The organism is Desulfococcus sp. (genome assembly GCF_050178255.1).
Lineage (GTDB): Bacteria > Desulfobacterota > Desulfobacteria > Desulfobacterales > Desulfococcaceae > Desulfococcus > Desulfococcus multivorans.
Window position 1 is genome coordinate 1 of sequence record NZ_JBFXGG010000101.1, and the last position, 10,253, is coordinate 10,253.

The 10,253-nt window shown below is 56.1% G+C and carries 10 protein-coding genes and 1 riboswitch; of the genes, 1 reads left to right on the forward strand and 9 read right to left on the reverse strand.

Annotated elements, in window-relative coordinates:
• From AB7S84_RS14100 to AB7S84_RS14135, 8 genes are all read right to left on the reverse strand, one after another.
• The coding region (locus tag AB7S84_RS14100) for a CrcB family protein (RefSeq protein ID WP_428155174.1) at positions 1 to 272 on the reverse strand (272 nt) is incomplete at its 3' end.
• A gap of 117 nt (positions 273 to 389) precedes the next feature.
• Positions 390 to 455: riboswitch (Fluoride riboswitch) on the reverse strand.
• Positions 456 to 673: 218 nt separating this feature from the next.
• Positions 674 to 1,636 (reverse strand): sulfite exporter TauE/SafE family protein, encoded by a 963-nt coding sequence (locus AB7S84_RS14105; protein ID WP_428155177.1) that lies wholly within the window; start codon positions 1,634 to 1,636, stop codon positions 674 to 676.
• Positions 1,637 to 1,876: 240 nt separating this feature from the next.
• The gene (locus AB7S84_RS14110; protein WP_428155180.1) at positions 1,877 to 2,536 is read right to left on the reverse strand and encodes a TorD/DmsD family molecular chaperone; all 660 of its coding nucleotides are present in this window, start codon (positions 2,534 to 2,536) and stop codon (positions 1,877 to 1,879) included.
• 95 nt (positions 2,537 to 2,631) lie between these two features.
• Positions 2,632 to 3,774 (reverse strand): NrfD/PsrC family molybdoenzyme membrane anchor subunit, encoded by a 1,143-nt coding sequence (gene nrfD, locus AB7S84_RS14115; RefSeq protein WP_428155183.1) that lies wholly within the window; start codon positions 3,772 to 3,774, stop codon positions 2,632 to 2,634.
• The gene (locus tag AB7S84_RS14120; protein ID WP_428155185.1) at positions 3,774 to 4,499 is read right to left on the reverse strand and encodes a 4Fe-4S dicluster domain-containing protein; all 726 of its coding nucleotides are present in this window, start codon (positions 4,497 to 4,499) and stop codon (positions 3,774 to 3,776) included. Before AB7S84_RS14120 ends, nrfD begins: the two co-directional genes overlap by 1 nt.
• 11 nt (positions 4,500 to 4,510) lie before the next feature.
• The gene (locus AB7S84_RS14125; RefSeq protein WP_428155187.1) at positions 4,511 to 7,093 is read right to left on the reverse strand and encodes a molybdopterin-dependent oxidoreductase; all 2,583 of its coding nucleotides are present in this window, start codon (positions 7,091 to 7,093) and stop codon (positions 4,511 to 4,513) included.
• A 9-nt stretch (positions 7,094 to 7,102) separates the two neighbouring features.
• Positions 7,103 to 7,903 carry an arsenite methyltransferase gene (locus AB7S84_RS14130; protein ID WP_428155189.1) on the reverse strand — a complete coding sequence of 267 codons (801 nt, stop codon included), beginning with the start codon at positions 7,901 to 7,903 and terminating at the stop codon, positions 7,103 to 7,105.
• A 332-nt stretch (positions 7,904 to 8,235) separates the two neighbouring features.
• On the reverse strand, positions 8,236 to 8,835 hold the full coding sequence (locus AB7S84_RS14135; protein WP_428155191.1) for a hypothetical protein: 600 nt from the start codon (positions 8,833 to 8,835) through the stop codon (positions 8,236 to 8,238).
• A gap of 484 nt (positions 8,836 to 9,319) precedes the next feature.
• Between AB7S84_RS14135 and AB7S84_RS14140 the strand changes: the two genes are divergently transcribed.
• A complete protein-coding gene (locus tag AB7S84_RS14140) occupies positions 9,320 to 9,808 on the forward strand; it encodes a host attachment protein (RefSeq protein WP_428155193.1) in 489 nt (162 codons plus the stop codon).
• Between the two features lie 131 nt (positions 9,809 to 9,939).
• Here AB7S84_RS14140 and AB7S84_RS14145 read toward each other — a convergent pair.
• Positions 9,940 to 10,253 (reverse strand): cold-shock protein (locus AB7S84_RS14145; RefSeq protein ID WP_428155195.1); only part of this gene is annotated, 314 nt, incomplete at its 5' end.

Consider the following 10,253-nt stretch of genomic DNA (forward strand, 5'->3'; position numbering starts at 1 on the left):
AAGATCAGCCCGATAAAAAAACACCCCACGAGGTTGACCGTCATGGTGCCCCAGGGGAAATGGATGCCCCAGAGTTTTACCGACAGCAAGCCGATGCCATAGCGGCTTGCCGCGCCCAGGCCGCCACCGCACATGACCAATGCCAATTTTTTCAGCGCCGGCTGCCATGTCCGGACGCCCTCGGTCAATATGCGCAGGACCTCCGAAAATAGTTGCGAAGCCTCCGAAAGAGCTGTTTTTACCTGAATCCATGCCTGAACCCAATCTCCCATTTTTATCGAATCTTTCTCTTTGAAGAAAACCATCGCGGCGGCGACCCTGATCCTGAACATTTGCGGGAAACAAAAAACCGCCTGCGGGCCCTGTTTGACAAAACCCGCCGGACACTACTGTCGGCAGGAGTCATCAGCCCGGCCCGGGCGGTTATCAGGAGGGACTCCATCCCCTATTGTTTTGTTGAACCGATACCTGTTTGCTCAAGAAAAAGCAAGTTCAAAGTGACATTCGATGTTGTCCCGATCACCGACGTTCGTGGAATTCCGAGAGGGAGCCCCCACTCCTCAGCTGCTTCCGCATCCTGGGGCAAGTGTTTCACATCGGTGCGTTCAAATTCGCTCTAAGATTTTCGAAAACCGCTCCACAGATCCTTTCAACGGGTGTGGAAAGATTTACCCTACCACCCGAAAAAGGCGGCGACGTACTTCAGGGCGGTAACGACGATGACGCCGGCCAGCATCCATTTGATCCATCGGGCGGGAATCAATTTTTGGCAGCGGGCACCGAGGTACATCCCCGCCATTCCTCCCAGCCCGAACAAGAGGCCCAACAGCCAGTCGGGTGCAACGGCCATATTGGGATATAGCGGAGCAATGGCCTGGTAGAAGGCGACCCCGGCCACCGACGTTACAAAGGTCCCCATCAGGGCCGCCCCGGCCACGGTATAGACCGGCAGCCCGAAAAAGGTCACGAAAAACGGGGCGATAATGGCCCCGCCGCCAATGCCGTAGATCCCGCCGACAATTCCGACGATGAAACTGAGGGATGCTATGCCCCAGAACGAAACATCAAAAGATTCATCATAGAAGGTATAGCCGAGGCGCTTCAGATTGAAGTGGGTCACTCTGACGGCGGGAAGGGGTGTGTCGATGGTATTCTTTTCATCTTCGGCTTTTGAGCGGTGACGGCGCACCATTTCCTGAAAGCGCCGTTCGCTGCCGGCTTTCCCGCTGTTGCCCGATTCCTTCTTCAGCAGATCCCGGCCCATCTTGAGCCCGATATAGAGCAGCACGCCTGCGGCAAAGAGCTTGAAGTTCTTCGGATCGGGGAGATAGGCCACGCGAACCACGGCGCCGATAAACACCCCGGGCAGGGTGCCGGCGATGACGATCCAGGTGAGGGGCCACACCATCCTCCCTTCCCGCCAGTAGCGATAGACGCCGCTGGGAATGGCAACGATGTTGAAAAGCTGATTGGTGGCGCTGACCGAAGGATTCGTGTACCCCAGAAAAGACATCTGAAAGGGCAGCAGCAGAAAAGCACCGGAAACGCCCCCCATGGAGGTGAAAAACGAAATGATGAAAGCCACCAGGGGGGGAATCCACGGCGCGACTTCGATACCGGCGGTATGAAAGAACATATCGGCCTCCTGTAGCGCACCCTGTCGGGTCGCCGTGATAATCAACACGAAAATTAAAATTTACGTGATTGTGTATCAGAGGCCTGTTTTGATGTCAAGACCGGCGCAGGGTCCATGGGCGATGTATTTCCGAAAATGCAAGGCGAATCCCTTCTCGATAACGGGAGAGGCCTTTCAGGCGTCATTTCCGGAGATGGGAATGCCTCCCGGCCGGCAACACTGCGGCGGATCCTGGGGAGGTTATTGTTGGGGAGGCTGAATCCGGACCCTCGGCAGGGCGGCAATCTCTTCGATGATAAAGGTCCTTGCCGCCGAAGCGAGCCGGCGATAGAAGTCCGTCCGGGCGTGCGCGATCACCTTGTCGGCAAAGACCGGGAGCCAGGCGCCGATGTGTCCCGTCAGAAATTTTCGCAGGTGCTGCACGGCCTCCAACAGCATGGCGTCGTCTCCGGTCTCGACGGCATGGATGCCGTTCCGGATCAGGACGTACATGAATTCCAATTCGGCGCAGACGTGATCCGGCGCATCCTTGAACGCAGGCGACACGTCCACCCCAACGCTCCGGTAATGACGCTGGACGTCCTGAGTAGAGGGACCCATCAGGACACGTTTTTTCTCCAGATATATAGACCCGTATGGCGGGGCGGCCGCGAGAAAAGGCCCCGCGAAAAGACGGGTATATTCCACCTGGAGCGCCTGGATATCCTTTGTCGCTCGATAGGTTTCGAAGAGCGCCTCGGCGTCATGCCGTGCGGTGGAACCGAGGGATGACAACGCCGAGGCGAGTTGGCGAAGAATTGTCGAGAGGCCTTTTTCCGGCAGCTGAAACGCGTCGGCAAGTCTACGATATATCATGGCTTTTGCCCTTTCCCGGGCGATCAACTCTTCTTTCAGATCCATTTCTCGATGTTCTCCACGTTTCAGGATGACGGCGTGTTCGGCGACGGCTCAGGTATCTCCATTCCCAGGACTTGGGGCGATATGGTGCCGCCGCCTCAAGGCTCCGCGGTCTTTTCCAGCTTCAGATAGCGTTCCCCGAGGGTGTAAAGCATCAAGGCTACCGCGATGGAGAACAGCATCACCAGCCATTCATACCCGCTGGGGGCATAATGGACGACCTCGGGAAACTGCTCGGCCTTGGGTCCGATGGGACGGCTCTGCCCGGCAATCAAGATTTCCATGTGCATGGCCATGGTCCCCAGCAGCACGAGGGCGGCGGCGATGAGCCGAACGCCGTTGCGCGTTTGAACGGACGGCACGGCCATCAGCAGAAAGGGCAGAAAAAGGCCCAGCAGCACTTCGGTGTTGAGCTTGCCGATGCCGCCGAAGATCTGGGCATACCGGCGATAGTTGAGGAAGTCCGGAATGACGGTGGCCGATTCGATGGCCACTTTGACAAGGGTAAAGACGATCACCGTCCCTAATGTGTAGGTGAAGATGCGTGTGACGTCGTCACAAACGGCCGCATGGGCGTCAGGCATTTTATCGCCGCTGACCTTCGACAGGGTCAGGTTGTAAAAAAGGCACAGGGCCGTGCCGCTCAGGACGGCCATCAGCAGACAGTAAATGGACATCACCGGTCCGAAGTAGCTTACCCGGGATTCGGTAAGGCCGAAAACGGACCCGATCATCAGCGGTGCAACCAGCGCCGCCGCAAAGGAGATGTGGCCCATGGCTTTGCTCAGGGCGCTGTTTCGGTCACCCACATGCAGTCGCTGGAATTTGACGATCAGGACCACCAGTTCTACACTGTAGATGAATCCCATCCACCAGATGGGGGAGCTGAGGTTGGGGGAAATCATGATGTAAGCCATGTGAAAGATATCGCCGAGCTCCAGTCCGATGGCGACAAAGCCGCCTACCAAGGTTGCGATGGCCAGGAATACCGTTCGTTTGGCGATGGGCTCGAATTTTTCGACCCCGAAAACCATGGGGAGCGACGCCAGCAGGGTCAGCCCCGAACTGGTCAGGGCCAGATAGATATAGACACCCAAGGGCAGCGACCACATGAGCACGTCGTTGGCGTTGAACAGGTAATGGCCTTCCGTCAGGAGGCGAAACGCGGCATAGAGTCCGGCTGCGATGGCCGTTCCGATCAGTCCGAGCCAAATCACGTATGCACCTTTTGACGCGGTCATCAGACACCTCCTTTCGTCGGCTGGTAATGTGCCGGATTGAAATCGCGAATATAAAAGACGTGAGGTTCCGTGCCAAGCTGCTCCCGAAGGCGGAACGGACGGAATTTGCCCAGCAGCCGGCTCACTTCGCTTTCGGGATCGGAAATGTCGCCGAATATTCGAGCGTCCGCCGGGCAGGCCTCCACGCATCGGGGCAATAGGTTCCGACGGAGACGATGGTCACAGAAGGTGCACTTTTCCACCACGCCCTTGGGGCGAATGCCTGGGAGCGTGTCTTCGCGCTCGGGGTTGTAATAGGGGATGACGTTGCCGCCGGCCTTCCGGTTTTCTTCCGCGGGCGAAAAGGTTCCGCCCGCCATCAGCGGCGTTTCGTCCCGCCAGAAGGGATGTGGCTTCCGCCAGTTGAAGTAGATGACCCCATAGGGGCAGTTGAATTCACAATACTTGCAGCCGATGCACTTGTCGGGGTCGTGCATGGTGATGCCGTTATCCAGCTTGTGCATGGCCTGCGTGGGGCAACCCCGAACGCAGGGTGCGTTTTCGCAATGGTTGCAAAGTGTCGGGATATAGTGGTAGCGGACGTTGGGAAAGATTCCGGAGGTTTCGGTGATCTTGTTCGACCAGTAGATCCCGTCCGGGACATTGTTTTCGCTGCGGCAGGCGATGCTGCAGGCCCCGCAGCCGACGCAGCGTTGCAGATCGATGACCATGGCATATCTGGGCATGGGATGACCTCCTAAATCTTTTCGATTTTGACTCGGGTACCGGCATGGCGGACGGTGCTGCCGCTCAACCGTTCATAGACGGCGGGAATGAGATCGTTGTTGTTGCCGCCCCGAGGAACCTTTCCGAACACCTTGGACGCCAGTCGTCCGTAGGCCCAGTGGCCCTGGCCGTAACATTTGGCCACCGTGCCGGGGCGAACACCCTCCCACAGCTTTGCCGTGCACTCGATGCTGCCGGTGGAGGATGTCAGGCGAATGCGGTCTCCGGTGGCGATCCCTGCTTTTTTGCCGTCCACCGGATTGATTTTGGCCACGTCGTCCCAGATCTCATCGCCGGGGTCGAGATCCTTGAATTCGTAGTACCATGAACAGTTGGCGGATCGTCCCTCCCGGTTCAGGCGGGATTTGTGATCGACGAAAAGCAGTGGATAGTCCTCCGGATCACCGCTCGTGACAGGTGGTTCATAATGCGGCACAAACGCCAGCTCTCCCCGGGCCTCATAGTCACACGTTTCCATGACCTTATCGACGTCCACGCCGTGTTTTTCGGCATGTTTTGTCAGGGCCTCCTTCAGGGTTTCACTGTAGAATTCGAACATCCCGGTCCGGGTTTTCATTTTGCCCCATCGTTTGCGGAACGGATAGGGATCGGAATTGGAGACCCCGATCCTGACAAACTCTTCCCAACCGTCGAACTTGTCGCCGCCCTCGTGAAGAGCGGGATTCCATACCTTGTGGGTGGCATACTTGAGGGCATAGAGGGCAAATTCCTCGGCAGTGGTCGGCGCCTCTCCGGTTTCCGGGTCCCTGTATTGCTTGTAATGGCGAAGCAGGTTGTCGAAACCCCGCTCCGCAAGCTTCTCTGCGATGAGCCAGGGGATTTCGGTCTCATCGGTCTTGTAGTCGCCGATCCGCTTGATGATAGGCTGCATGAGGGATACGTGGCGATAACCGTTCCCGTGGACCTTGATGTAGCCCCATTTCTCGAACAGATGGTGAGTGCAGGGCAGAAGGATATCCGAAAACCAGGAGAACTCGGATGCGTTGGTGGTGATGTGCACCAGGAAGGGAATTTTGGCGAGGGCCCGCTCCCATCGTTCCGGCTGTCCGCAGGAGAAGGTGAAGTTGTTCATATAGGCGACGGCCATTTTGATGTCGTAGGGGTCCGCGTCGAGGATGCCGTCCGCCGCGTTGTTGGTCACCACGCCGCCGCCGGACTTGCCGCCGTTCAGGGATGGGAATTCGAGACGGCCGCGCTGATCGATCTTTTCATGCTGCTTGCCGGTTTTGGCGATATCGTCCAGAAAATCATCGGGTTCGGGAAAATCCTGGGTATACACCTTGTTGGGTGCAAGAGTGCCCCCTGTGTTGTCCACGGAGCCCACCAACCCGTTCAGGGCATGGCAGATCATGCCGGCGTATCCCCCGCGCACCTGCATCACCGGACCGCCCCCGACCCATGAAATCGCGTGGGGCGCCGCTCTCCCAAAGTCGAGTGCCACCTGTCGAATCTGATCGGCCGGTAGACCCGTCTCGGGCGCGGCCCATTCCGGCGTCTTATCCTTGAGTACCAGGTTCCACCATCGGACCAGGCCGTAGGTATGTTTTTCTTCGAAATCGCTTTCCAAAACATCCTGTCCGGTTCGAAACCGGTTGAGGCCGTCCTTGAAATCGCCGACAAATTCGCGGTGCCAGAGTCCTTCGGTGAGAATGACATGGGCGATGGCCGTCGCCAATGCCCCGTCGTGTCCCGGTTCGATGGGCAGCCAGACATCCGATTTGGCGCCGGTTGCCGACAGTCTCGGTTCGACCACGGCGATCTGCGCCCGATCGATGACGGTTCCCCAGGCCTTGGAGTAATAGGAGACCTGGCGATTGGCCGCCAGTGGATCGGCGCCCCAGATGAGGATATAGCGTGCGTTTTCGACGTCGTACTGACGATAATCCCACAATCCTTCAGTATAGTAGGGCCCGAATTTTTCGGCCTCGGCGCAGATGGCGCTGTGGGAGATGTTGTTGGGCGACCCGATGATCTTGGTCATGCGATCGTAGAGTATATCGCGCATGTAGGTGTACCGGCCGCGCATGAGCATGTATTTGTGGGGTTCGCCATTGTTTCGCAATTCCATGATCCTGTCGGCAATGGTGCCCAGGGCTTCGTCCCATGAAATCGGGACAAATTTCGGATCCTCGTCCCTTCCCTTCTTGGGGTTGGTCCGTTTCATGGGGGTCTTGATGCGATCGGGGTCGTAAACCTGCTGGATGGCCAGATGGGGTCGGGGACAGCCGGCGCCCACATTGACCTTCGAATGGGGGTTGCCCCGAACCTTTACGGCACGGCCGTCAATGACATAGACCTGTTTCGAGCACCATGACGTGCACCCCTGGCAAGTGGACGGCATCCACCGCCCCTGTCCCTCCGCCGTCGGACCTGTCGTCCTGGCCAGGGCCTTGAGATCCAGCGATACGCCGGCACCCAGGGTAACCGCCGCGCCGGTCGCGGCCGATGCCTTTACGAACGATCTTCGCGACAACCGGATATTGTCGAGAAAATCCTGCATCAGATTCTGTTTTCTTCCGGGGTCTTCGTTCATCGTCCCTCCTTATGGCTTGATCGCTTCGATATCGGCCGATGCCACATATTTTTCAGCGCCGCTTCCGGGAAACCACTCCTTGACCAGCTCCCGGCTGTAGGGCTTCAACGCGATAGTGACGTCCCGGAATCCGGCCGCATTCAGGAGGCTGCGGATCCGATCGACATGCTCCGCTCCGGCGATGCATCCGGTCAACAGGGCGGCCTGTTCACGCAGGTGATCCGGCATTTCGGCCGTGGCCACCACATCGGAAACAGCCAGGCGTCCACCGGATTTCAAGACCCGGAAGGCCTCCCGGAAGACCTGTCCCTTTTCCGGCGACAGATTGACGACGCAGTTGGAGATGATGACGTCCACGCTGTTGTCCGCCACCGGCAGATGCTCGATTTCCCCCAGGCGGAACTCAACGTTGGCCGCCCCCATCTTGACGCCGTTTTCCCGGGCGCGACTCAGCATTTCCGGCGTCATGTCCACGCCGATGACGCGGCCTTTGTCTCCCACCTTTCTGGCTGCCAGAAAACAATCGAACCCGCCCCCGCTGCCCAGGTCGAGGACCGTTTCTCCGGGCTTGAGTTTCCCGACCGCGGTGGGGTTGCCGCACCCCAACCCGAGATTTGCCCCTTCGATAACGCCGCCGAGCTCCTCTCCTGAATACCCCATGAGTCGGTTCACGGCATCGACTCCGTTTTGGGAAGCGCCGCAGCATGACATCGACGGGCCGGGCCGGCAACCGCACGAGGATCCTTTCGCGGTCTCGGCATACCGATTTCTCACAATCTGTCGCAACAGATCGGAATCATAATCTTTCATGATCTTTTTCCCCCTTTCATGTCGTTCAATGGTCTTTGTTTCCGTCAATTCAGCGGTATTTTTCGGAACTCGATGACGATGGATCGGATTTCTCTCAAAGGTCTTGAGCCCAATTCGGGGTTGCGCTGCAGTGAAGCTGCGGTACGAAGATCTCAAGACTCACGATTCATTCCAGTTATCGTGGAACCCCATATCGAAGCAGTGTTTCAGGTGGGCCGACGTTGTATCCAAAAGCTCTGAAGCGGCGAACTATATCAGGTGCTGGACGCCTTGCTCGGAATATCGATTGAAATTATCCCGTCCTGGACGGCTTTCGATCTCCTCAGTTTGAATCATGCCTGTCTTATGTTGGCCTTCAGCAGGGCGAGCCCTTCTTCCCGCGCGTGCAGGATCTGTTTCACATTGATCCCGTCGAGCTCCTTTCGGCGCAAAACGGTATTGGTGAGAGCGTTTCGGTAGAGAAGATATTCGTCTTTTTTCGATATGTTGGGGATGACCTTTTCCGTATGGAGGAATTCTTCGATGGATCGCTTTTTTCCGTTGCGGTTGCCTTCGGTCAGATCGACCCTGTGATCGCCGTAGACCAGAAAACAGTGCAGCATGGGGAGATAGGGCAAACCGTACTTTTTGAGAATGGCGTCTGCGCCGGCGACGATCTCCTCGTTCATGGCGTAGATGCCGACCGCCTTATGGATGGGCAGCCCCAACTCTTCGGCCAGGGTGGCGATGACGGCGTGTTTGGTGGTGCAGGAGCCGAAACGTTCCTTGAACAGAATCATCAGGTCGTCCCGATCGGAATTGTATCCATAGGGCAATTCGTGAACGAAGCGGCACGCCGCCATGAAAGTGCCGATGTCCAGGTCCAGGAATTCGCGCGACACCGGCCCCGAATCCGTGATGATGTTGTCGGGGAATACTTTGAATGTGTCCATATCACCTCACCTGCAATCTTTAAAAAGAAATCCTCTTGAAAATAAAACACAAAGCATCATATATTAAGCTATTGCTTATGGTGATGAACGGAACGCTGCCGACAGCGGTTTTTGTAAAACCCGATCCAGGACATCCTGAATCAAATAAGTTTGAAAAAGATAGAACATCATCAGGGCGTCGATCAGCATTTCATGGAATCTCGAGAAACTTCAAGTAGTGAGATGTCCAGCGCGAAAATATTTGGGATCATAATATAGCGGGTAGTCGAGTCTTTTTCAAGACATACCCTGCCATGCCGGAGTTTATGAATACTCCAAAGCGAAGTTGCCGCTATCGAATAGACCGGTTGAAGGATGGTGGCGAAAGGTTTTCAGTCCACTTTGTATCTCCATCACAGTCCATTAGCGTCGTCAGTCCTGAAATACAGGTCTAAGGGTATAGATGCGATTTGAATTCTTTTAAATGGGAAAGGAGATAAGCATTATGAGTGAACATCTCATCGTAGTGGTCAATCGTTCGCTGGCACGTTTTTTTACACTCGAACCGGTCGAATTTCCCGAACTGGAATCCGGGCCCAGAATAACGCTTCGAACCGAGCTCGAAAATCAGGAGCTCAAAGACGGCCAGGAGATCTTTTCGGACTCGAAAACCGGCCGTGGCGTCGCCCCTCGGGGCGGAAACGTCCATGGCTACGACGACAAGCGGGATCAGCACCTGGATGAACTGAGACGTCGTTTCGCCGTCACGGTTTTCGACCAGATTCAAAAGATTGCCGAGGCCGAACATTCACGCACCATCATACTTGCGGTATCTGCGAGGATGCGCCGGTTTTTGTATCCCCACATTGACACGTTGGACCGGAAGGGATACGTGATCCACAAGATTTCCAAGAACATCATCAATTTTTCCCCGGAAAACATCCATGCATATCTGGCCGAAGACGGGATTGTTCCTATGAAAAAACGAAAATAAACGGTATGTTGTCTCGGGTTTCATATCTCACGGCACCTTTCCGGCATGGATATTTTGCGGATAGTGCCGCGAGACATTCGAGGCGGAACGGCAATAAATCGCAAGTTCCGGCGAGGTCGAATAAAACCGGACTACTTTTTCAATACTCTGACGGTGCTGGCTTGGGGACCTCGATCCCCTGATGCTTCAACAAAATGAACTTGCATTCCGATCTCCAGATCATTGAAATTTCCGTCAAGCACGCTGTTGCGATGGAAATAGATTTCGCGGTTTCCGGGGGTGGTTAGGATGCCGTAATCCATTTGTGGAAAAATTTGAGTGATGCGGGCGCTGGGCACCTCTTCATGAAATTTCACCTCACCACGTTGACGGCTGGTATACTCCAGTAGTCGCCGCCCTGCCGTTTCAAATGCATTCCCGACGGCAACATACAGATCTTCATGGG